Annotated in this window: 18 protein-coding genes; 6 read left to right on the forward strand and 12 right to left on the reverse strand. The window is 69.0% G+C overall.

Annotated elements, in window-relative coordinates; translation table 11 throughout:
• Positions 1-21 precede the first annotated feature (21 nt).
• From QOZ89_RS22160 to QOZ89_RS22175, 4 genes are all read right to left on the reverse strand, one after another.
• Complete coding sequence (locus tag QOZ89_RS22160) at positions 22-1,134, reverse strand: NDMA-dependent alcohol dehydrogenase (protein WP_071048573.1); 1,113 nt, start codon at positions 1,132-1,134, stop codon at positions 22-24.
• 119 nt (positions 1,135-1,253) lie between these two features.
• Complete coding sequence (locus QOZ89_RS22165; protein ID WP_071048572.1) at positions 1,254-1,472, reverse strand: LLM class flavin-dependent oxidoreductase; 219 nt, start codon at positions 1,470-1,472, stop codon at positions 1,254-1,256.
• A 1,138-nt stretch (positions 1,473-2,610) separates the two neighbouring features.
• Positions 2,611-3,087: a hypothetical protein gene (locus tag QOZ89_RS22170; RefSeq protein WP_071048571.1), complete on the reverse strand. Its 477-nt coding sequence runs from the start codon at positions 3,085-3,087 to the stop codon at positions 2,611-2,613.
• Between the two features lie 6 nt (positions 3,088-3,093).
• Positions 3,094-3,399, reverse strand: a complete 306-nt coding sequence (locus QOZ89_RS22175; protein WP_312624969.1) for an FAD-dependent monooxygenase — start codon at positions 3,397-3,399, stop codon at positions 3,094-3,096.
• Positions 3,400-3,554: 155 nt separating this feature from the next.
• On the opposite strand from QOZ89_RS22175, the gene QOZ89_RS48325 reads away from it, so the two are divergent.
• Together QOZ89_RS48325 and QOZ89_RS22180 are read left to right on the forward strand one after the other, a co-directional pair.
• Complete coding sequence (locus tag QOZ89_RS48325; protein WP_491677133.1) at positions 3,555-3,683, forward strand: Rv1352/Rv1906c domain-containing protein; 129 nt, start codon at positions 3,555-3,557, stop codon at positions 3,681-3,683.
• 81 nt (positions 3,684-3,764) lie between these two features.
• Entirely contained in the window at positions 3,765-4,040 is a 276-nt protein-coding gene (locus QOZ89_RS22180) for a hypothetical protein (protein ID WP_131803955.1), read from the forward strand.
• A 297-nt stretch (positions 4,041-4,337) separates the two neighbouring features.
• On the opposite strand, the gene QOZ89_RS22185 is transcribed toward QOZ89_RS22180, so the two are convergent.
• From QOZ89_RS22185 to QOZ89_RS22215, 7 genes are all read right to left on the reverse strand, one after another.
• On the reverse strand, positions 4,338-5,657 hold the full coding sequence (locus QOZ89_RS22185) for an FGGY family carbohydrate kinase (RefSeq protein WP_071048569.1): 1,320 nt from the start codon (positions 5,655-5,657) through the stop codon (positions 4,338-4,340).
• Between the two features lie 3 nt (positions 5,658-5,660).
• The gene (locus tag QOZ89_RS22190) at positions 5,661-6,449 is read right to left on the reverse strand and encodes a class I fructose-bisphosphate aldolase (RefSeq protein ID WP_071048568.1); all 789 of its coding nucleotides are present in this window, start codon (positions 6,447-6,449) and stop codon (positions 5,661-5,663) included.
• A gap of 15 nt (positions 6,450-6,464) precedes the next feature.
• Positions 6,465-7,469, reverse strand: a complete 1,005-nt coding sequence (locus tag QOZ89_RS22195) for an alcohol dehydrogenase catalytic domain-containing protein (protein WP_312624942.1) — start codon at positions 7,467-7,469, stop codon at positions 6,465-6,467.
• Positions 7,469-8,359 (reverse strand): carbohydrate ABC transporter permease, encoded by an 891-nt coding sequence (locus QOZ89_RS22200; protein WP_071048566.1) that lies wholly within the window; start codon positions 8,357-8,359, stop codon positions 7,469-7,471. Before QOZ89_RS22200 ends, QOZ89_RS22195 begins: the two co-directional genes overlap by 1 nt.
• Positions 8,356-9,276, reverse strand: coding sequence for a carbohydrate ABC transporter permease (locus tag QOZ89_RS22205; RefSeq protein WP_071048565.1), 921 nt, complete (start codon positions 9,274-9,276; stop codon positions 8,356-8,358). The genes QOZ89_RS22200 and QOZ89_RS22205 overlap by 4 nt, the downstream gene beginning before the upstream one ends.
• 75 nt (positions 9,277-9,351) lie before the next feature.
• Complete coding sequence (locus QOZ89_RS22210) at positions 9,352-10,713, reverse strand: ABC transporter substrate-binding protein (protein WP_312624946.1); 1,362 nt, start codon at positions 10,711-10,713, stop codon at positions 9,352-9,354.
• A 58-nt stretch (positions 10,714-10,771) separates the two neighbouring features.
• The gene (locus QOZ89_RS22215) at positions 10,772-11,587 is read right to left on the reverse strand and encodes a GntR family transcriptional regulator (RefSeq protein WP_071048563.1); all 816 of its coding nucleotides are present in this window, start codon (positions 11,585-11,587) and stop codon (positions 10,772-10,774) included.
• Between the two features lie 116 nt (positions 11,588-11,703).
• Here QOZ89_RS22215 and QOZ89_RS22220 point away from each other — a divergent pair, with 116 nt between their 5' ends.
• The 3 genes from QOZ89_RS22220 to QOZ89_RS22230 all read left to right on the forward strand — a co-directional run bounded on the left by QOZ89_RS22220 (position 11,704) and on the right by QOZ89_RS22230 (position 14,787).
• Positions 11,704-12,705 carry a dihydroxyacetone kinase subunit DhaK gene (locus QOZ89_RS22220; protein ID WP_312624951.1) on the forward strand — a complete coding sequence of 334 codons (1,002 nt, stop codon included), beginning with the start codon at positions 11,704-11,706 and terminating at the stop codon, positions 12,703-12,705.
• 28 nt (positions 12,706-12,733) lie between these two features.
• Positions 12,734-13,336: a dihydroxyacetone kinase subunit DhaL gene (gene dhaL / locus QOZ89_RS22225; protein ID WP_241841680.1), complete on the forward strand. Its 603-nt coding sequence runs from the start codon at positions 12,734-12,736 to the stop codon at positions 13,334-13,336.
• Between the two features lie 359 nt (positions 13,337-13,695).
• The gene (locus QOZ89_RS22230) at positions 13,696-14,787 is read left to right on the forward strand and encodes an ABC transporter ATP-binding protein (protein WP_312624954.1); all 1,092 of its coding nucleotides are present in this window, start codon (positions 13,696-13,698) and stop codon (positions 14,785-14,787) included.
• Between the two features lie 898 nt (positions 14,788-15,685).
• Here QOZ89_RS22230 and QOZ89_RS22235 read toward each other — a convergent pair.
• Positions 15,686-20,608, reverse strand: a complete 4,923-nt coding sequence (locus QOZ89_RS22235; protein WP_312624956.1) for a diguanylate cyclase — start codon at positions 20,606-20,608, stop codon at positions 15,686-15,688.
• 397 nt (positions 20,609-21,005) lie between these two features.
• On the opposite strand from QOZ89_RS22235, the gene QOZ89_RS22240 reads away from it, so the two are divergent.
• Positions 21,006-21,596 (forward strand): hypothetical protein, encoded by a 591-nt coding sequence (locus tag QOZ89_RS22240; RefSeq protein ID WP_131803937.1) that lies wholly within the window; start codon positions 21,006-21,008, stop codon positions 21,594-21,596.
• Positions 21,597-22,102 lie beyond the last annotated feature (506 nt).

Genomic DNA, 22,102 nt, shown 5'->3' on the forward strand with positions numbered 1-22,102 from the left:
CCGGCGCACGAAGGATCTGGGTTAGTCGAAGACGATGACGCCGCGGATGTTGCGACCCGCGTGCATGTCGTCGTACGCCTCGTTGATCTGATCCAGCGTGTAGGTGCGGGTCACCAGCTCGTCGAGCTTCAGGTCGCCCTGCTTGTACAGGTCGATCAGCAAGGGGATCTCGCGCGCCGGAGATCCCATGCCGTAGAGCGCACCCTGGATCCGCTTCTGGTACATCGTGAGCTCGAGCAGGTTGACCGGAATACCGACCTCGTCCTGAGCGGCGGCGGCGGTGGCGACGACCGTCCCGCCCTTGCGAACCGCGCTGAACGCCTGGGCGAGGTGGGTCCCGGTCACGACCCCAACCGTGACGATGGCCGCATCGGCGCCCTGGCCCTTGGTCACGCCGCGCGCGAACTCGCTGGCCTGCTCGATGTCGGCGAAGGCGTCGGTCGCGCCCAGCTTCAGCGCCAGCTCACGTTTGAACGGCACGGGGTCGACCGCGATGACCCGGGCCGCGCCGACATAGCGGGCGCCCTGGACCGCATTCATGCCGATGCCGCCGGTACCCATGATGATGACCACGTCGCCCGGCGTGATGCCCGCGGCCCGGATCGACGAACCCCATCCGGTGGGCACACCGCAGCCCACCAGGCACGCGACGTGCAGCGGCACGTCGTCGTCGATCCTGATACAGGACACCGCCGGCATCACGCTCCACTCGGAGAACGTGGAGACACCGCCGGCCTGGCCCACGTCACGGCCGTCGACATGCATGCGGAAGGTCCCGTCGAGCTGGCTCCCGACCAGCATGAGCGCGCCATTGTCACAGAGGTTCTGCTGGCCGGAGGCGCACCACCGGCAATGCCCGCAGCTGGGGATGAACGACGTCACGACGTGGTCGCCAGGCGCTACCGACCGAACTCCCGGGCCGACCGCCTCGACGACACCAGCGCCTTCATGCCCGGCGACGAACGGCAGGGTGGCGACACCGATGTCACCCTTGGCGAAGTGGTCGTCGGAGTGGCACAGACCGCTCGCGGCCATCCGGACCAGGACCTCGCCCTCCTTCGGGGGGTCCAGCTCGACCTCCCCGACCTGCCACCGACCGGGCGTCTCCCACAGCAGCGCGGCGCGGGTTCTCACGTGTTCAGTCCCTTTCGTCGTTGATGGATTTCGGGTGGCTCGGCCGCGGTTGGGTCCTCCTGGTTTTCCGGCGCTCCGGTGTTCCCGCGCGCCGGGCGGTTCCGGCTGGCGTCCGCGTTCTAGTCCAGGGCGCTGGTCGGAGGTTCCAGTCCGAGCTGTTCGGCCGCCCGGGTCAGGCTCCGCCGTTTCTCCGCGAGGTCTCCCGATGGCCACACCTGGTCGGCCCACACGATGTGCTCGCCCAGCCAGATCGCGTCGAAGCCGAGCTCGTCGGCGGCCACGGCCAGGTCCAGCAGGTCCCGGGGGTACAGCCCGTACACCGTCAGGCCGATGCTCACCGGCCTGCTACCGTGTCGAATCTCACGGCCGCACTTTAAACGTCATGAGGAATCACCGCAAGTGTCTCCCTCGAGCCCCTGCCATGATTCATCATGAGGTCGATGAATCATCAACCCTCCGCCCCCAGTCGACTACTCATAGTGTGCGACCTCGTGTCGCACCGCATGCTTGCACCCTTCAGGACGACATCAACTGTTAACAAGGCGTCGAGAGATCATGCTCCACGGGCCGCACGAGTCAGGGCCAGCGCTCGTGCCCTGTAGGCGCTGCTAAGACTTGACCGGTGGCCGGCAGGTGCGACAGCGCGCCTGCACTGCTGGGCGACCGGCGCTCGGCGGGCGACAGCATCGCCTAGGCCTCGCCACCCTCCCGAGCGGGCCATGCTGCGGCCGTCGTTCGTCCCGCCGGCCGCGGTCCGGGACCTGCGGCCGCTGACCCGGCTGCGGCTGGTACTGGTCATCGAGTCCTACCGCCACCGCAATCGGATCGAGAAGGCGCTGGCGGACCCGCTGCCGAAGATCTCGGGGTGCTGCCGGACATGTTCGGGGTCAGCAGGCCGCGGATCCTGGACGCGCTGGTCGTCGGGCAACGATCCGCGAAGGTTCTGGCCGGGCTGGCCGACCCCTGCGTCAGGGCAAACTGGACGCGGCGCCCACGGGCCAGTTCCGCGACGCGCACGCCACCGAGATCAAGGTGCGGTTGGAGCTCGTCGACATCCTGCAGACGGAAATCGCCCAGCTCGACGTGCAGATCGCCGTGCGGGTGGCGGAGACCTGCCCGGCGCGCGCGCCGGGCCGGTCTACGCCGGGGGGGTCAGCGGGACGGCGCACGCCCCACCCGCCCGGACCAGGCACGCCCGGTCTTATCACTCGTCGAACAGCTCGACGAGATCACCGGCGTCGGGCGGTCGTGCGCGCACGACATCAATCACCGAGCTGGGTGTCGACGTTGCCGTCCAGTTCCCGACCCCGGGGCATAGCCACCGACTGGTCCCGCTGGCCGACCAGTCCGGCGCCACCACCAGACCCTTGCCGACCGGCGCCGGAAGCCGAGAAGCCGCGGCCGGGCGGCGGCGACCGCCCGGTGGTCAGGCCGGGAGAGCGATGCCGGGACCGGGCCGCGGCGACCGCTCGGTGGTCAGGCGGGGACGGCGATTCCGGAAACGTCCGCGGCGGTGACGAAGCGATCGGGACGCAGCGCGACGACGCGGGCGCCATGGTCGCGCAGCCATCCCAGGCCCGCGCCATCGAGGTCCACGATCTCGTCCGACCCCAGCGTGCGCTTGTCGGGCGGACGGACCGCGACGTAGCAGGCCCCCAGCGCGTCCCACCCAGCCTTCTCCTCGGCGGTGAGCATGTCCGCGGGGTCGACGTCGTCGCCGAGCAGGTCGTCCAGCCGGGTGCCAACCCCGCGCGGGGACGCCGCCCTCGGCTGGGGGATCATCCTGCCGACGATGCTGGCCTGACCGACCGGTCCGCGAACCCAGCCGGCGGCCAGGTGGGGCGGCGTGAGCAGCGGGAGTTCAGGCGGGGTCACACCCTCCGGCGGCGGGGCGGCAAGAGCGGCCATCTCCTCGTCGGAGATTTCCTGCTTAATGACCTTTCCGAGTTCCACCGCGATCTAGGTGTACATCGCGACATTGGGCTTCCGCTCGGCCTCGTAGGTGTCGAGCACGCTGTCCGGCATGGCTCTGGCGAGCACCTGGGCGATCTTCCAGCTGATGTTGTGGGCGTCGCGGACGCCCGACTGCATGCCCGAACCCGACCACGGCGGCATCAGGTGGGCCGCGTCGCCGTCGCGCGCGGCGGCGACTTGGGCGCGGTGGTCTCCGCCGTCCAGAACAGCCTGGACATGACCCGGATGGAGGCGGTGGACTTCACGTACCTGGTCGCCCGGGTCTACTGCCCGGACGTATCGCTGCCCGATATCGGGTCGCTGCTCACCCCTACGCCAACCGCGCCGCCGCGCCGGCGACGACCATCACCCCGGGAACCTGGCTGGTCGGCAGCAACATCCAGCCGGGCACCTACGAGACCACCACCGCCAGCGTGGCGATCACCGACTCCTGCTACTGAGCGCGGCTGTCCGGCACGTCCGGGGAGTCCAGCGAGATCCTCGCGAACGGCAACGTCCAGGGCCACGGCATCGTGACCATCAAGCCGACCGACGTCGCGTTCCAGACCCGCTGCACCTGGACCAAGCTCGGCTGAGCCCAGGCCGCGGCGAATAGACCGACGGCGGCCCGGTCTGGTCGCCGCGCGACGCTGGCCCACCCAGCGAAAGGAGACCCGATGACAGAAATGGACCTACGCGCCCAGGCCGACTACGACACCGGCGAAGTCCGCATCAGCCGCTCTCGCCATGATGATGGCGAGAGCATCGGCAACACCGGCGTCACCCGGCTCGACAGACCAGACCACGAGGCCGACCTTGGGGAGCTCGAACGGGCCGCCGACATGCTGCTCGCCGAGAACGGCTTGAAGCGCACCGGCCCATGGCGTCGAGGCCGGAATTGGAAGATTGCAACTACGGTCACCGAGTCCGAGCCCGTGCAGACCGCCAGCTGAGCCGATGGCGACGAACGCCCCGCCTCCTGGTTGCCACACCGGGAGCGGGGCCGTTCGCATGACCGCTGACAACCGGCCTACGGCACGAGCAGGCTGATGGGCTGGCGAGGGTCGGACCGGTTCTGGTTGTGGTGCCAGGAGACCTCGATGTGTATGGACACGGGGCGGCCGATCCCTTGGGTCGGGCTGGCGCGCGGCCACCGAGCCTGGCGCTCGGTAACACCCCCGAGTTCTTGCACTCCACGGGACCATCAATAGTGTCTCGCGAGGAAGGCCGACTGGCCTGACGGCACCGACCTACCGTGCAACGTCTGCCTGTCCCGATACGCCGGTTCGCGACCTGGGGATAGCCTCGTGCACCGCTACGGGTGTGATCGGACCGGGCAGGCAGAGTTGCGCCGCCCCCAGGGCGGAGAGTTCCTGTTCGGCCAGAACGCGGTACGGCGCACCCGCAGCGGCGGCCTTCAGCCGCATCCAGCCCGGTGCTCGTGTCCAGCCGCCGGCGCAGTAAATGACCTGCGCGCCGGGCGCCAGGCCGCGCAGCGCGGCAGCGCCAACCACGGCGAGCTCCCACACGGCTGCGGCCGCTCGCCGTTCGTCGGATAGCCGTCGGGCCGCTGCCGTCCACCGGGGAGCCTCACCGCCGGCCGTACCCGGGACGAACACCTGCGGGCCGGGCGGAGGGGGGGCAAGACCCGCGGCCAGGACGGTATCGACCTGGACGCCCAGGCCCGACCTGCGCAGCCAGGAAATGTTGCGGTCCAACTCCAGTACGGTGAGCGCGGTCTGGCCGGTGCCGAGGATCGTGGGTGACAGGTCGACGTCGCGCGGTGGTCGCCCGGTTCCGACCGTCCGGACGACAACCTCCGCGGTGCCCATTGAGTCGAGTGGGGCGCCTGGATCCTGCCGGTGCACGACCGACGCGGCGACCGGGTGGTCGTGGCCGCCCGCGACGACGACCGCGTCGGAGCTGAGCAGCCCCGCCAGCCGCCTGCTGCGCAGCTCGCCGATCACCGTGCCGGCCGGGACGACCGGGGGCAGGCACTCGAGCGGCAGGAATGGGGTGACCCGGTTCGGGTCCCAGCGGCCCGGCTCGAGCAGCCAGGCCCCGGTGCGCGCGGCCAGGGTGCTGGACATCACCGCCCGTCCGGTCCAGCGCAGGGCCGGGTAGTCGGTGCACGCCACCCAGCCGGTCGCCGCGGCGACCTGGTCGGGCGGGAGCAGGGCCCACGCCGCGATGGTGCGGGCGGCGTCGAGTTCGACGCCGTATCGGATACGGTCGTTCGGGCCGCGCAGCGCGGACAGCTTGTCCAGCGCGGTCCGCCGGGATGGGTCGTACCACGGCAGCGCTGGGCCGAGTGGCCGGGCGGCGGCGTGTAGCACGCCGTCCTCGCCGACCCCTGCGACACAGACCCCGCGTAGCCGGGGACTGCCGACGTCGTGGGCCGCCTGGAGGATCAGCTCCTCGAGTGTGTCCACGAGTACGTCGGCGTCGGTGCGCAGCCAGCTCCGCGGCGTGGGCCGTGATGCTCGGGCGAGCACGGTGCCAGTCCAGTCGGTGAGCAACACCTTGACGTTGGTGCTGCCCAGGTCGGCGCCGGCCCAGACGTCCCGCATGGGTCAGGCGCTCTGCAGCTCGTGGCTGCCGGTGCGTGACAGAGCGGCGAGCTCCGCGACGATCGCGTGCGCCTGCGGCAGGTCCCGTTGCCAGATGTTGCGGCCGACGATGATGCCGCGTGCGCCCGCTACGACGGTCTGCCGGACCGCGTCGACCGTGTCGACCGCGTTGCCCGTGCGGGGGCCGCCGGCGATGACGACGGGTAGGCCGAGCTCCTCGACCAGGCGGCGGGTGCCGTCCTCGCCGGGGAAGGCAATCTTGATGATGTGTGCGCCGAGGTCAAACGCAATCCGCGCGGCCTGCTCCTCGGCCGCGATCACCTCGTCGGTCCGCGGCGCGCCCAGCATCACCGGTTCGAGCATCAGGGGGATCTGCCACCGCTCGCACTCCGAGATCACCCTGCCGACACGGGTGACCAACGCGGCTTGCTCGGACCTGGTGGTGTTCCACGGCATCAGCATCTTCACGCAGTCCACGCCGAGCCGGACGGCGTCCTCGACGCTGTGCTGCAGGGCGCCGGCGCCGGTGTCCGCGTCGGTGTAATGGTAGAAGGCGTCGATCGCCATGACGCGGGACAGGTGCGGCCGCTGAGCGAAGTACCGTTCGGTGCGGACGACGAGGCCTGGGCTCATCATGAAGCCGGTGATGTCGTCGTCGCCGAACTCCTCGACGACCGCGGCCGGGTTCTCCAGACTGGGTAGCCGGTCAAAGATGAGCCCGTGGTCGACGGGCATGATGATGGCCACCCGGTCTTCCGGCAGCGTCCGGGTCATGCGGTAGGCCATGGTCATGGGTTCGCCTTTCGTTCAGCGGTCACGTGAGGGGTCGACGTGCACCTTCAGTGCGTCCGCCGAGGCGGCGGTCGCGAGCGCGTCGGTGTAGGACGCGAGGGGGAGTGTGTGGGTGACCAGAGGCCGGATGATCGCGGCCAGGTCGGGGATCTGCTCGACGGCCGCCGGGTAGCAGTCGGCGAGACTGTTGGACCCGAGTACGTTGAGCTCTTTTTCGAAGATCTCGAACGGATGCAGCGGTACGGTCGTCTCCGGTGCGGTCACGCCCATCTGCACGAGGGTGCCGCGGATGGCGATCCGTACGAGCGCGTCGGCGACGGCGGCGGGGTGACCACTGGCCTCCACGACAACCTCGGCGCCGTGGGCAAGGTCGAGCGCCGACGAGGAACCGGCGGCCCGGTCGGCTCCGAGGCGCACGGCGGCGTCGCGGCGGACCAGGTGCGGCTCGACGACCTGGACCCGGCCCGCTCCACGCTGCTTTGCCACGGCGCAGACCAGCAGGCCTATCGAGCCGGCCCCGTACACGAGGACGTCCTTGTCTTTCAGCGACGGCGCGCGGTCCAGCGCGTGTAGTACGCAGGCCAGTGGCTCGATCAGCGCCCCGGTCGTCGCGTCGATGCCGGCGGGCAGCCGGTAGGTGACCCGGGCGGGAATGACCACCTGCTCGGCGCAGGCACCGGGGCGGGTCACCCCGACCGGCTCGAGGCGCAGACAGAGGTTGTAGGCCTTGGCCTGGCACCAGCGGCACACGCCACAATTGATGTTGGGGTCGGCGGCGACCAGGTCGCCCGGTGAGATGGCACGCACGTCCGTGCCGACGCCGACGACCGTGCCGGCGAACTCGTGGCCCGGCACGACCGGGTAGCGGCCGGTGGCGTAGCTGCCCTCGACCAGGTGCAGATCGGTGCCGCAGATGCCGACCGCCGTGGGCGCGATGACGACCTCGTCGGGGCCGGGCGCCGGGTCGGGCAGCTCCGTCAGCGCCACGCCGCCTGTTCCGTCGAGAATGATCGCGCGCATCACTTCACCGCTCCGAACAGCAGGCCGCGCACCAGGCTGCGCTGGCAGATCCAGCCAAGGATGACGACGGGGATGCTGACCACGGTGGCGACGGCCGCCACCTGGGCGGTGTAGAGCTCACCGAAGGACAGGAACTTCTGCATGAACAAGGGCAGCGTGGACGTGGTCGTCGTGAGGTTCACCGCGTAGAAGTACTCGTTCCACGAGAACACGCAGCACAGCAGCGCCGTCGACCACAGGCCGGGCCGTACCAGCGGCAGCACGATGCTGCGCATGGTGCGCAGCCGACCGGCCCCGTCCAACGCCGCTGCCTCGAGCACCTCGCCCGGCACCTCCTGGAGGAACGAGCGGATCATCCATATGGCGAGCGGCAGGTTCATCCCCAGATGCAGGATCACCAGCACGACCACGGTGTTCAGCAGCCCCAACCGCTGCGCGACGACGTAGATCGGGATGATGCCCGCCGCGACCGGCATCATCTTGGTGCTGATGAAGAAGAACAGCGCGTCCTGCGCCTTACGGACCGGCCGCACCGCCAGCGCGTACGCGGCGGGCACGGCGAGCAGCAGCACCAGGATCGTCGAGACCGCGGCGACGGCGATCGAGTTGCCTGCGTACGCCCAGAAGCCGGCCTGGAACGCATCCTGGTAGTGCTCGAGCGTCGGGTGGAAGGCCAGTTTGGGTGCTGGCGCCGCCGCGTCGGTCTCGGTCTGGAAGCTCTTGAGCAGCATGTACGCGATCGGGGAGAACAGCAGCAGCGACCCGAGCCAGCCGAGCACCGCCACCGGCCAGCCGGCGGTGTCGCGGTCCCTGCGGCGCCGGCGTGGCCTGTCAGCCGGCCCGGGATCGACGGCCTTGTCCTGACCGAGGGGTGCGGCCGTGACGGTCATCGCCGTCCCTCCTGCTGGAAGATGCCGGAGAGCAGGCGCAGCGCCGGCATCGCCAGTGCGATGGTGAGTACCAGCGCGACCAGCCCATACGCCGACGCGGTGCCCCAGTCGAACGAGCTGAACGCGCGCAGGTACACGTAGTACGTGATGTTGGTTGTCCCGAAGGCCGGGCCGCCGGCGGTGAGCAGGGCGATCTCGCCGAACGTCTGGATGATGTTCATGCTCAGCAGCAGCGCGGTGAGCTCGAGAAACGGTCGCAGGTGCGGCAGGACGACCCCCCGCAGCTGCCACCACCACCCGGCGCCGTCGACGCGCGCCGCCTCAAGCTGATCCTCGGGCAGCGCCTGCAGCCCGGCGAGCAGCACGAGCATCGCGAACGGCGTCCACCGCCAGGATGTGATCATGATGATGGAGAGCATCGACTGCTCGCTCAGCCAGTTCACCCGCGGCAGCCCGACAAGGTCGGTGAGCCAGCCGAGCAGCCCGAACGACGGGTCGAACATGGCGCTGCGCCAGAACAGCGCGACCGCCACGGGCATGACGAAGAACGGAGTGATCGCCAGCGTGCGGGCGACACCGCGGCCGGGGAACTTCTTCTGCAGCAGCATCGCGAGCACGAGCCCGACGACCACGCTCGCGATCGTCGCGCCGCCGGTGAGGATCACCGTGTTCCAGATGGCCTTCCAGAACGTGTCGTCGGTGAAGGTGGCCCGGTAGTTGGCGAGCCCAGCGAAGCCCTTCCGGCCTGGGGACAGCAGGTTCCAGTTCCGCAGCGAGTACCAGATGGTCAGGGCGAACGGGATCTGGGTCAGCACGAGTGTGAAGCCGAGCGCGGGCAGCAGCGGGGCACGCCGGCTCCATGACCCGCGCCGGGTCAGCGGCCGCACCGGTGCGGTCGGCTGGCTGACGGCGGTCATGGCTCACCTCCCTTCTGGGTGATCGGGTGGCATGGCGGGCGGTGGCGCCCGCCATGCCACCCGGGCGATTACCGGTTACTTCAGCAAGCCGGCCTTCCTGACCACCTTCTCGGTATATTCCTGGGACTTCTGCAGCGCGTCCGGAACGCTCTGGGTGCCGCTGATGGCGCCCGCAATCTGCTGCGAGACGTAGTCACCGATGTCGACGAACTCGGGGATCTGCACGTACTGCACGCCGCAGCAGTAAGGCACCGGCTGGACGGTCGGCTGCTTCGGGTTGGCGGTGTTGATCGACGTCAGCGTCAAACCCGCGTAGGACTTGGCCGCCTCCTGGTACTCCGGGATGTCGTAGGTCGAGGCGCGTGAGCCGGGCGGGATCGCGTCCCAGCCGGCCTTGGTTCCGGCGAGTTTGATGTAGTCCTTGCTGGTCGCCCACGAGATGAACTTCCAGGCGGCGTCCTGGTGCTTGCTGGACTTCGTGACTGCCAGGGCCCACGCCCACAGCCAGCCGGATGCCGGGGTCTTGTCCACCGGCGCCAGCGCGAACGCCAGGTTGTCCTTGACCGCTGGGATGCCGTCCTGCAGCGCGGGGCCGGCGAAGACGGTGTCGTCGTACCACATCGCGGTCTTGCCCTGGGTCATCTGCTGCAGGCAGCCCTCCCAGCCTTCCTTGGCCGCGTCCGGCTGGCCATGCGCACGCACCAGGTCCACGTAGAACTTCACGGCCCTCGTGGTCTCTGGCGAGGTGAGCTGCGGGCGCCACTGCTCGTCGAACCAGCGTCCGCCGAAGGTGTTGATGACCGTGGTGATGGGGGCCAGGTTCTGGCCCCAGCCCGGCAGCCCGCGCAGGCAGATGCCGGACACACCGTTGCTCTTGTCGTCCATCTTGGCCGCGGCCGCCGCGACCTGGTCCCAGGTCGGCTTCTCCGGGATCGTCACGCCGGCCTTCTGGGCGAGATCCTTGCGGTAGATCAGGAACGAGCTGGAGCCGTAGAACGGGGCGGCGTAGAGCTTGCCGGACGCGGAGACGATGTCCTTGATCGGCTGCAGCACGTCGGTCGCGTCCCAGGCAGGGTCCTTGGCGACGTAGTCATCGAGCGGAACAATCCAGCCGTTCTTCGCCCAGATCGGCACCTCATAGCTGCCGATCATGGCAACGTCGTACTGACCGGAATTCGTAGCGACATCCTTGGTCACCGCCGGGCGCAGGTCGTTCTCCGGTAAGACGGTGAACTTGACCTTGATCCCGGGATTCTTCTGCTCGAAGTCGGAGATAAGACTCTCGGCCGTCTTCATCTGCGGGTTCGCCGCGAGCGCCACGGTGATCGTGGTCTTGCCCGAGGCGTCCTGCCCGGCCGAGTTGTCGGAACAGGCCGCGACGGCGAAGAGCGTCCCGACGGCGAGCAGCGCCGTGAGGAGTCGTTTGTTGCGGGGCATAGAAAAACCTCCTGAAGGTGGGACGGCGGGCGCGGGTCGTCTTTCTCGTCGGCCGTGGTCAGGGACTGACGATTCGGCCGATCTCGGGAGAGGGCGCGGATGCGTGCGCCGGCGCCGGCGTGCCGACCTGGACCTCGACATGCACGACGTCGCTGCGCACCCAGACCTCGTGGTAGTCGAAGGACTGCAGGTTCGCGTCCCAGGACGTTGACTTGATCTTCAGTAACGGCGTCCCGGGGCGCACCCGGAGCCGGTCGGCCATCTCGCCTTGCGCGGCGACGGCCTCGACGGTGCGAGCCGCACCCGCGAGGGCGTACCCGGCCTTGCGCAGTGTGCCGTTGAGGGAGCCCTCTCCGGTCGGCACATCACTGCGCGACACCAGCGCCCCGACCTGTGGGGGCAGGTAGTTGATGGAGAAGAGCGCGACCTCGCCGTCGAGCTCGCGCAGCCGCTCGAGGACGTAGCCATGGCTGCCCGGGGGCAGCTGCAGCGCCTCGACGGCCGACGCCGGCAGCGGCACCAGCTCGGCACGCAGCACGTGTGTGGTTACCCGGCGCTGCCGGCCCTCCACCTCGTCCTCGAAGAAGCCCTCGCGACCCTGCAGCAACCATCCGCGCTGCGACGGCATCGTGGCGAATGCCCCGCGCCGGGCAATGCGGGTGATCCACCCCTGCTCCTCGAGCAGGCGCAGCGCCTCGCGGACGGTGGCCCGGGCGAGGTCCCAGGTCGTTGCCAGCTCGCCCTCGCTGGGCAGCCGGTCGCCCCTGGCGAGGGTGCCAGCCATGATCTGCTGGCGAATCCGCTCGGCCAGCTGCTGGTAGTACGGCTGGGCCGAGGCGCGGTTGATGGGCTCGCTGCCGTCGGGTCCACTCATGAGCGCTCCAAGATCGATGGTCTGGTACGTACAGACCGGTCAGCCTGGACAAGCGCGGACTTTAGGGGTTAGTTTTCCGGCGCGTCAAGAGCTGGCAACAAAGGACAGGACCGCGGATGACTCGACGGCAGTTCGTCAACGACCCCTACCACGTGGTGCCCGAAGCGCTCGAGGGTCTCGTCCTTGCGCACCCGGGACTGCTGCGGCTGCACCCTGACCCCGCATACGTGACCCGGGCGAAACCCGCCCCTGGCAAGGTTGCCGTCGTGTCCGGCGGCGGCTCCGGGCACGAGCCGCTGCACACCGGCTTCGTCGGCGCCGGCATGCTCGACGCCGCCGTGCCCGGCGCGGTCTTCGCCAGCCCGACGGCACTGCAGGTGGCGGCCGCGACCACGACGGTGGACACCGGTCAAGGTGTCCTGCAGATCGTCAAGAACTACACCGGCGACGTGCTGAACTTCCGGATCGCCGCCGAGATCGCCACCGACCACGGCACCGCAGTCGATCAGATCCTCGTTGACGACGACCTGGCCTCGGAACGCGCCGACGGCGAAGGCCCGGGGCGACGGGGCACAGCCGCGGTCGTGGTGGTCGAGAAGCTCTGCGGCGCTCTCGCCGAGCAAGGAGCCGATCTACCCGAGCTGGTGCGGTTCGGCCGGGCATTGGTCGCGGACGCCCGGAGCATGGGCATCGCGCTGGCCGCCGGCGCGCACCCCGGCGACCGCGCCCCCGCCTGGGAACTGGCCGACGACGAGGTCGAGTTGGGCGTCGGCATCCACGGCGAGCGCGGCATCGGCCAGCGGGCGTTCGCACCCGCCGAGGAGCTCACCGCCGAGCTACTCGGCCGGCTCGTCGCCGCGCTTGGCTTGGACCGCGGCGATGGCGTGCTCGTTGTGGTCAACTCGCTCGGCGCCACGCACGGCCTCGAGCTGGCTCTGGTGCACCGGGCCGTGCACCGACAGCTGGCTGGGCGCGGCATCGACGTCGCCCGCAGCCTGGTCGGCCCTTACGTCACGTCCCTGGACATGGCCGGCCTGTCCATCACCCTGGTACGCGCAGACGACGCCCGTGTCGCGCTCTGGGACGCCCCCGTCCGTACACCTGCCCTGACCTGGTGACCCGACTCGCGTCACGAAAGGGATCGCCGTGAACGCTTCTGACACCCGCGACTGGATGCGGCGGTTCTTCGCCGCGTTCGACCGCGAGCAGCAGGCCCTCACCGACCTCGACCGGCGATCCGGAGATGGCGACTTCGGCGCCAACCTGCGCTTCGCCCTCGGCCGCGCCCGCACCGCGCTCGAGAACACCGCATCCGCCACCCCTGGCGACGTGCTCGATACGGTCGCCACCGCGTTCCTGCATACAGGCGGCACGTCGGGCCCGCTGTTCGGGATGTGGTTCCGGCAGCTGGCGAAGGCAACGCGCGCCGAGACGATCGGCGTCGCCGAACTGGCCCGCGGCTTCGCCGACGCGACCGCGACAGTGCAGCGGCTCGGCGGCGCAAGACCTGGCGACAAGACCATGGTCGACGCCATGGTCCCCGCCAGCGAGGCCCTGGCGGGAGCGTCCGGCAGCCTGGACGAGGCCCTGGACGCCGCGGCTGCCGCCGCCCGTTCTGGCGCCGAGGCCACGGCTGACCTTCTCGCAAAGCGTGGCCGAGCCAGCTACGTCGGCGAGGTGGCCCGCGGGGTCCTTGACCCGGGCGCGGTCACCGTCGCCCTGCTGGTCGAGGCGGCCCGCACTCGATGAGTGAGCGTGACCGCTGTCGTCGCCGTTCCTTCAGGCTGCGGGCGCGAACGGGCCGACGTCTAGCTGCTCAGTACTGGACGAAGGCCGGCTGAACCGGCACCTCGTTGCGCGGCGAGATACGGCGATGTACGGCACGGTATTGCGCTGGCCGGGGCCAACGCTGGTCCAGTCCAGATGCGCTCGCCAAGATGGCGCACCTGCCCGACAATGCCGCGCCCCCGAGCTTTACCACGTCGTTGGACGGCACGGACGACGCCAGCACAGACGCACAGCGCTAAGCGGCGACCGACGTTCGTGCGCGACGCACGGATTCAGTCGGATCGTCCGGCACATTCCTCCGATGAAAGGAAAGAAACATCATGGCCCGTGTCACCTTCGACCACGCGACCCACGTCTATCCCGACTCAGACCGGGCAGCGGTGGATGAACTCGATCTGGACATTGAGGATGGCGAGTTCGTGGTCCTCGTCGGACCGTCTGGGTGCGGGAAGTCGACCAGCCTGCGGATGCTGGCCGGGCTGGAGGAGGTCGACGCCGGCGCAATCCGCATCGGTGACCGTGACGTCAGCCATGTTGCGCCAAAGGACCGGCACATCGCGATGGTCTTCCAGAACTACGCGCTGTACCCACATATGACCGTCGCGGAGAACATGGGTTTCGCATTGAAGATCGCCAGGGTGTCGAAGGACGAGCGCGACCGTCGGGTCGAGGAGGCGGCCAAGATGCTCGACCTGGAGCCGTTTCTGGGCCGCAAGCCGAAGGCGCTGTCAGGTGGACAGCGGCAGCGGGTAGCAATGGGCCGCGCGATTGTGCGGCAGCCTCAGGTCTTTTGCATGGACGAGCCTCTGTCGAACCTGGACGCGAAGCTGCGGGTGGCCACCCGCACACAGATCGCCGCACTGCAGCGCCGGCTGGGCATCACCACCGTGTACGTCACCCATGACCAGGTCGAGGCGATGACGATGGGCGACCGGGTGGTCGTGCTGAAGGACGGTGTGTTGCAGCAGGTAGACCGTCCGCTGGCGCTCTACGACAGGCCGGCGAACGCGTTCGTCGCCGGGTTCATCGGTTCCCCGGCGATGAACCTGTTCGACGCGCCGGTGACGGCGACTGGGATCGCCATCGACGGCTACGAGGTCCCGGTGGCTCGGGACGCGCTTGGCCGGCTCGGCAGCACCGAGCTGGTCACCGTCGGGATCCGTCCGGAATCCTTCAGCGTCATCGGCGCTGGCGAGCACGGCGTGCCGGTCCGGGTGGACGTGGTCGAGGAGCTCGGCGCCGACGCGTACCTGCACGGCGAGTTGGCGCTGTCTGCCGAGAGGGCGGTGCCGGTCGTCGCCCGGGTGGACCCACGCCGGGCACCGGCCAAGGGCAGCAGGGTATCGCTTGCGGTGGACCCGGAGCGGGTACACCTGTTCGTCCCGAAGACCGGCGAGCGCCTCGTCGCCTGACTAAAGGATCCGTCCCCGAGAGCGTCAGCGGCCTCGGGAGATCGCCCCGCCCGCGCCGAGCAGGAACTCGCAGGTCGCTGGTGGACGTCACCCCTGCCGGCGCTCACCAAGCTCGGCATCCGTTCCCAAGCCGAACTTGGTTCCCGCCTTGCGCAGGGATGCCGAATGAATGACACAGCTGGCACACCACAGGTTGTCCTGGCAGTCGACGCGGCGGTGGTCGTGAGGCGCGCCAAGCTCAGCGTTGTCTCGGGCGGTGCCTACCGCGAGGTTTGCGCTATCCGGACGTGTCCTCAGAGCTGATTGCGGAGCCACCGCTTGGATCGCTGGGCTGGCATTGGCGCCGCGCCGCGTGTACCTCGCGCGCCGACGGCCCGGGACTGTAAGACCGCGACCGCCCCACTCCGCCCAACAACCCAGGCGACGGATCTGGAAAGGGAGTCCGGTGACTGAAAGCGTCCAGAGCTATGAGGGCTACTGCGTGAAGTGCAAGAAGAAACAGCGCCACGAGGGTGAGGTCCGGGTCAGCGAGTCCGGCCGGCGGATGGCGCCGAGGCGGCGGCTGTCGCGTCGGTGGGCTCGGTCGGTGATTCCTGCGACGCGATGGCGGAGGCGTTCAATTCGATCTTCAAAGCTGAGTTGATCCGTAACAAGGGGCCGTAGACGGGCCATGCCGATCTTGAGATCGCCATCGCCGAGTACATCGATTGGTATAGCGATCGGCGGCTACACGGAGAAATCGACATGGTCCCGCCGGCCGGGTACGAGGCCGCTTACGCGGCAGGCCACCACAAGATCGAGGTCGCCCGGAAACCCGTCGGTGCGTGACAGCCAGCTCTCCAAAAGAACTCGGTACTTGACAGTTCGTCCGTGCCGTCCACCCTGGGATGTCCCGTGTTTATATCGATACGGTGCGCGCGACTTGTACCCTGTTGCGTCCGAAGCGCTTGGCTCGGTAGAGCTCGACGTCTGCGAGGTCGACGAGCGTTTCCGGTTTGTCATCGGGGTTGGGGGTGATCGCGGCGACGCCAATGCTCAGGGTGACGATGTGGTTGGTGACCATCGGATGTGGTTCTGCCAGCTCGACGACAGCGGTGCAGAGACGTTGGGCTACCTGGGCGGCGGTGTCGGAGTCGGTGCCCGGCATGACGATGGCGAACTCCTCACCGCCGTAGCGTGCCGCCAGGAGGGGGACGCGGATGTTCTCGGCCAGGCAGGCGGCGACTTGTTGAAGGCATCGGTCGCCGGCGGTGTGTCCGAAGTGGTCGTTGTAGAGCTTGAAGTGGTCGATGTCGCACATGGCCATCGCGATAGGCATTGCCCGCTGTCGGGCGCGGTGCCATGCGGTGTCGAGGGCGTCTTCGAAGCGTCGTCGGTTAGCGAGCCCGGTCAGAGGATCGGTAGCCGAGAGCTGTTCTAGTCGCTGGTTGGCGGCGGCGAGTTGCTGGGTTCGTTCGGCGACCTTGCGTTCCAGCGACGCGTATATCAAGGCGTTGTCGAGCGAGACCGCCAGTTGCCCGGCGATGAGCCGGATCCCTTCGAGGCGTTCGGTGGAGAATGCACCGCGGATCATCCGGTTCTCCAGCAGGAGCGCTGCCCGCAGCTCGCCCCGGATGATAATGGGGACGGCCAGTACTGAGCAGTGGTTGAGGCCGGTGAAGTACGGGTCGCGTCGGAATCGGTCGTCGCGGGTGGCGTCGGCGACAACGACGGGTTCGCGGGTGCGTTCGGTGTACCAGACGACGGAGGACGGCGCCAGGTGCTGCTGGTTGGGCTCCTGGAGGGAGACGGCGCCGCCGTCGGACGCGGGCACCATCCAGTTGTGTTCCTGCTGGTCACGCAGTAGCAGGTGGACGCCGGTGGCGCCGGTCATCGCCGACAGGATTCCCACGACCCTGCTCCGGAGGCCGTCGATGCTGGTCTCGGAGCTGAGCGCCTGGGAAGCGGCGACGATACCGAGCAGGTCGATGGTGCCGGTGGTGACGGTGGAGCGGCGGGCAGGCTCGGCCGGTGGCTGTGTGACCGGCTCCACGCCAGCTGGCTCGACGCGTTGCGTCGGGTGGGCCCAGTCGAGCTGGCTGACCTTCGCGGTCGCTCCCCAGGCCAGGTACCGGCTGCGAGCCGCAACGAGCAATGCGTGCCCGGCTCCTTCCATGCCGTGGTCCAGGCAGAACCGTGCGGCACGTTCCATGATCAGTGCCTGGTGCCACGGGCGTCCCTTCCCGGAGACCTCTCGCAGCGCCCTGTCAAACGTGTACGAGGCCTCGCGGAAGTCATCGGCGGCCCAGGCCCGTTCCGCTTCCACCAGACGCAGCAGGTGCAAAAAGTTGACCGGCGCGTCGGCCGCACGAGCGGCCAGCCATGCGATCGACTTGTCCAACTCGGCCAGTATCGCGCCGCGCTCACCTGCGTCCGCCGCGCGGGCCTGCCCGGCCAACCCCAGGGCGCGCAGCAGGTGTGCCAATGCCGCCGGATGCGCCGCTCGGACGAATGGCAGCAACGGCACCACGGCCGCCGTATGCCGGGTCAGCTCGGCCGGACGATCAAGGATGGCCGCGGCGAGCGCCCGGGTGAGATGCAGGTCGGCGGCGGCAATCGGATTCGCGGCCAGCCGGCCCAGCCAGGCCGCATCGTCAGCCGCCGAATCGTCGGCCGCGGAGCCGACGTCCGTTTCTCGCAGCGCGCTGGCCAGCTGGCGGTACGCTCTGAACATCTCCTCGGCGAGGCCATTGCCGGTGCGGGCGGCGAATGCCAGCGCTTCGTCGGCCTCAGCGGCAAAGGCGTCGAGCGAGGGCGCGCAGTCCAGGAGGCCATCGAGCAGCGGACGGTGGGTCCAGCAGGCGTTCTGCAGGTCACCGCCCTGGATGAGGCCTTCCAGCGCGCGCCGCGCCACGGACAGGTTGTCCTCGAGCGGGTCGAACCAGTGACCGGCACTGAGCACGTATATCAACCACGCGTGCCACACCTCAGGCTCATAGCCGCGCTCCTGAGAGACCGCGAGGATCCGCCGCACCATTCGGTACCCGGTGCGGTAGTCGTTCCGGCGGGCGATGGTCACAAGCGCGGCGTCGCTGGTCGGGCCGACCAGGCGGGGATCCGGGCCATCTCCTGCCCACATCTCCAGCGCCTGGACGATCAGCCACTCCATCATCGGCTGATCGGAGAAGAACGCCGGGGGCAGGAGCCGGTTGACGAGCTTGATGGCGCCCAGGCGCGAACGGTCGGTGATTTCCGGTCGTCGCAGATCGTCGGCTTCGCTGGTCTGGTCGATCCACAGGTAGAGCGCGTCGAGTTTGCGGTCGATCTCCGCATCCAGGTGGTCGCGGTCCGGGGAGGCGAGGCCGAGTTGCCGCAGCTGTTCGAGGCCGAGCCGCATCGCCTCGCCAAGGCGGCCCTGGTTGGTAAGGTTACTGACCTGCACCACGGTCGCGGCCGCGCGTCGGGCCGGATCGCTACACAGCCGGGCGATCGTCCGGTATTCTTCGTCCGCCTCCTCAAGCCGCCCGAGGCTGTACAAGGCGGCGTGACGGCCGGTCCGGACCGTGATCACCTGGTCGGTGTCGGCCGGATCGACGAGCGTCACCGCCGCGGCCAGGAACCTCTCGACCAGCGGGTAGTTGCTCAGCAGCTGCGCTTCGTCGGCGGCGCGCCGGAAAAGCCCCGCCATCAGCTGGCGTTCCTCGGCCGCGTGCACGACGTCGGCCACGAGCAGGTACTGCTCCGCCGCCACGGCGAAGAACTCCGGCCGGTCGGCCAGGTGCCGAGCCAGGCACAACCGCGTAGCGCGCCGCGCATGCGAGCTCAGGCCTTTCAGGACCGATTCCTGAGCCCGGTCGTGGTGAAACCGCACGCTCGGCGGGCCGTCGGACTCCAACACCAGCAACCCGTCGGTCAACGCGGGGGCCAGCCGCCGCTCGACCTCGTCCGCCGACAGATCGGTCGCGGCCGCCAAAAGGTCAAGTTCCACCCGGCCCGCCATACACGCCATCGCCGCCAGCACCCCTCTGGTGACCGGCGGCAACGGGGCCACCCGGGCGGCCAACAGCTCGGTCACATCCACGCGGTCGAGCTCGCGGCGCAGCGCGGCTTCGTCCCACCGCGCACCGCCGGCTTCGGGGACCAGCGCGCCGTCGCGTCGCAGCGTGTTGAGCAACTCCACCGTGTCGTACGGATTACCTCCGGTCGATGGTGCGATCACCCCCGCCAGCTCCGCGGCCGGTCGCGCAGCCAGGCGCAGCAGGTCGGCCACCATCGCCGCCTGCCCGGCCTGCGGTAGGTTGCCCAACCGCAGCTGATACGGCCCGCCCGGCTGACGACGCCAGCGGGCCAGCATCGGCGCCATCGGATGCGTCGCGTCCACCTCGCTGTCCCGGTAGGCGGCGACCAGCAACAACCCCTCGACCGGCTCCTCCTCGCCAAGGATCAGATCGACGACGCCCAACGGAGTCCGCCCCGCCCACTGCAGATCATCGATGAACAGCACCACCGGCCGTTTCCGGGAGGCGACCGCGCGCAGTATCCCGAGTCCGACCCGCCGCACTCGCACCTGCGAGGTCATCGGATCCCCCAGCTGGGGCGGAACCTTCAGCAGCGCCGCAAACTCCGGCAAGGTGGCGGTGGCAAGGCCGGCGTTGGGTCCCAACATCCGCAGGATCCGGTCCCGCACCTCAGCCAGATAGTCCTCGGGCTCGGCCAGCAGCAGCCGACCCAACGCCCGAAACGCCTGCCAGACACCGTCATAGTCCTGATTACGGCGATACTGGTCGAACTTGCCGGCCACAAACCAGCCGTCGCTACCAGCCACGACCGGCCGCAACTCGTTGACCAGGGACGTCTTACCCACCCCCGGCACGCCACCGACGAGGATCCCACGACAACGACCCGCCATCGCATCGACAAACGCCGCACCCAACTCACCGATCTCCTGATCACGCCCGACCAGCCGCGACGGCGTCAGCCGCCGGGCGGGAAGATCGTGCTCACCGAGACGCACCAGCGCGCCGCCACCGCGCACCACAGTGAGATCGTGAACCAGCCCGTCGGCGCTCTGGTAACGGTCATCCGGCTCCTTCTCGAGGAGATGCATGATGATCCTCGAAAGTCCGGCCGGCACGGACGGATTCACCGCCGACGGCGGCGTCGGCACCCGCGCGAGATGACCGTGAATGATCCGCATCGGGTCGCCGACACCGAACGGAGGCGCGCCGGTCGCCATCTCATACAGGGTCGCCCCCACCGCGTACAGATCGGCCCGCTGATCAACCGGGCGACCAGTCCGGCCCGTCTGCTCCGGCGCCAGATACGGAATCGTCCCGACAACCTCACTGTGATGGATGAACCCCGGATGGACCTCCCTGAAGGTCGTCGCCAACGCGAAGTCGATCAGATACGGCGCGTCCCCGTCCCCACCCAGCACGATGTTCGCCGGGCTGATATCCCGGTGCATCACACCCCGCTGATGCATCCCCGCCACAGCGCGCGCGAGCGACCCGGCCAGATCGACCAAATCGGCCGGATCCAGCGGGGTGGCCCGCTCGGACAGAGCCGTGCCACCGACATCGGCCAGCAGAACCGACCCCGGGCACCGCGGGACGTCGACCGCCAGCTGCACAACCCCCTCGACCCCCGACAACCGCTCCAAAATCTCAAGGTCATGGCGCAACCGCCGCTGCGCGTCAGGCCCCAGGGGTTCCTTCCGGATCACGCTCCCAGCCGGGAACACCAGCCGCGACACCCGGGTCTGCTCCGTCTCATGGAGCAACTCCGTTCGCACCACCACCGCCGGCGGATCCCGACTCGGCGTCGCCCGCTCAGACCCCATCCACAACCCCCAGACGAGACGCGCACTGCCAGTTACATTCTGTCCCCGATCATGACGACGGAAACGGGCTTGTCGGGCACGGCTCGGTGGGCGCTTGACGCCTGCGGCGTCCGCTCGGCGTGTAACAACGGTGTAACTCCATTGTCGCACTCTGTGCATACGCGCAGGTAGAGGAGGCACCAGATGACCAGCATGGCGACAGATCCGAATCCGACTGACCAGCAGCGCGGTAGCGGGACCTCACAGGCCTGGATATGCCTGGGCCGGCCGATGTGGGGGGGCGGGGTGCCTGCTCGCTGCCGTCACACTGTGTCCCTGGTATCTCTTGGTGAAGAGCGGGCTGCTCGAGTGTCTGGGACGCTGCGGTTTGGCTGCGTGAGCGAAGGAGTACATGGAGATGGCGAACGACGATGCGCTGACGATTGAGTCGGACTGGTTGCCGTCCGCCGAGCTGCGCCGGCTCGTCGACGCGAGCCGTGCGCCGTTTCCGGAGCTGTCGGTCTCGGCCGCTGGTGACTCCCCGCATCGTGGGCCCGACCCGGCGCTGGCGGTCGCGATCGTCTCCGGCGTGTTCAGCCTGCTGGTTCCCTTCGTGACCAAGCCGGCCGACCGGATCTTCGCCGCGGAGCCGGACGCCAAGGTCAGCGTCCGCGGCGCGGACGGGCAGGACGAGGTGGTGGTGCATGCGTCGCTGCCGGCGGAGGTCCGCGACCAGCTTTTGCAGCAGGCGATCGACGCGGAGCACCGCATCCGCGCCCACGTCCTGCTCTGCTGGCTCGCGCTCCTGCTGATCCGGATCGCCGAACGCCGATCCGGCGAAACCTGGCGCACGATCCGCCGCCAGACCGGCCGGATCATGCAGATCACCCTCACCGGACCCGCCGGCACCGTGGCCCAGACGACCACCCTCAGCCCCGCCCAGAAGGCCATCTACCAGGGCGTTTCCGTCCCACCACCCGCCCGGGTCACCGCCTTCGACCCCAGCTGATCACCCCGCGACAGCCTTCTTCAGGGCCGGCCGGGGCGTGGACACACGCCCTCTCCCGGCCCGACACGCATTTCCCCAGGCCAACACCATGATCATCGCATTCGTGTGACCACCAACTGCGGAACTCGGGCTTCGGACTCTGACGAGCACCCACAGGACCATGATCATTGCCACGTATTTGCCACGGGCAGCCGGACACGGCCGGACGCAGCGGGCCAGGACCGGACCGCAACACGATCACGCCCGAGCGGCCACGGCGTGCCGCGCAGTACCGCTGACCTGCGAAAACAGGCGCTGATCAGGCCTTTGCCAGGTGGCGACTGATCACCAGGCGCTGGACCTGGTTGGTACCTTCGAAGATTTGAAAGACCTTGACACCTATAGATCAATATATGCCCTGACCTGCGTCGATGTGGCACAGCCTGGCTACGCCCTCCTGCGTAGCCACATCCTGTCCACAGACCGAGACGTGGCACCACAGAGATTCGTCCCGGCCCGCCTGGCCT

This window comes from Pseudofrankia coriaricola (assembly GCF_032027725.1).
Lineage (GTDB): Bacteria > Actinomycetota > Actinomycetes > Frankiales > Frankiaceae > Pseudofrankia.